At 71.3% G+C, this 985-nt stretch carries 2 protein-coding genes; one reads left to right on the forward strand and one right to left on the reverse strand.

Translation table 11 applies throughout. From position 1 onward, the window contains the following. Window positions 1-439 (forward strand): bestrophin family ion channel (locus Y694_RS22000; protein ID WP_036236784.1); only part of this gene is annotated, 439 nt, incomplete at its 5' end. 6 nt (window positions 440-445) lie between these two features. On the opposite strand, the gene Y694_RS22005 is transcribed toward Y694_RS22000, so the two are convergent. After that, window positions 446-985 (reverse strand): universal stress protein (locus Y694_RS22005; protein WP_036236786.1); only part of this gene is annotated, 540 nt, incomplete at its 5' end.

Genomic DNA, 985 nt, shown 5'->3' on the forward strand with positions numbered 1-985 from the left:
CCTGCTGCGCGGCGTGGGGCGCGGCCTCGGCGAGGCGCTGCGGGCCGGGCAGGTGGATGCGCGCATCGCCGCCGAGATCGACACCCACGTCTCGGGGCTCGCCGCCGCGGCCGCCGGCTGCGAGCGCATCGCGAGCACGCCGATCCCGTTCGCCTACACGCTGCTGCTGCACCGCACCGCGTACGTCTACTGCTTTCTGCTGCCGTTCGGCCTGGTCGATCTCATCGGCTACCTGACGCCCTTCGTGGTGCTCGTCGTCGCCTACACCTTCTTCGGCCTCGACGCCGTGGGCGACGAGATCAAGGACCCGTTCGGCCTGAAGCCCAACCACCTGCCGCTCGAGGCGATCTGCCGCACCATCGAGATCAACCTGCTGGAGGCGCTGGGCGAGACGGACCTGCCGCCGCCGCTGACGCCGCTGGCCGGCGTGCTGCGCTGACGCGGTTCAGCCGCGGCCGGCCGGATCGCGCACCACGGTCACGCTGCAGTCCGACTCCGCCACCACCTGGGCCGACACGCTGCCAAGGTAGCGGCGCAGCGGCGAGGCGCTGCGCGCGCCCATGATGATGTGGTCCACCTCGTTGCGGCGAGCGAACTCGACGATTGCGTTCGCCGCATCGGGTGCCTCGAGCACGTGGAAGGTGACGCGGCCACTGCGATCGAGGCCGTCGAGACCCAGCGCCTGCTGCAGCGGTCGGGCCCAGTGCTTCAGTGCGACCAGCTGCTTGACGTGCAGGCTGCTGCCTTCGGCGTCCACGAGTTCGTCCATGCCGATGCGGGTGGTCTTCATCACGCCCACGCAGGCCAGTCGTGCACCGGCCTCGGCCTGAAGGAAATGCTGCACGGTGTCACGCAGCGTCTCCAGCAGCTCCGGCGTGCCGCCGACATCGACAGCCGCCATCAGGATTGCGTGCCGCGGCAGGTCGGCGCTGGCGCCGCCGCTGGCCTGCGGCTCCGACCCGACCGACGCGAACCAGCGGCGCAG

Origin of the sequence: Methylibium sp. T29-B, from assembly GCF_000576225.1 — a bacterium.
Taxonomy (GTDB): Bacteria; Pseudomonadota; Gammaproteobacteria; order Burkholderiales; family Burkholderiaceae_C; genus Methylibium; species Methylibium petroleiphilum.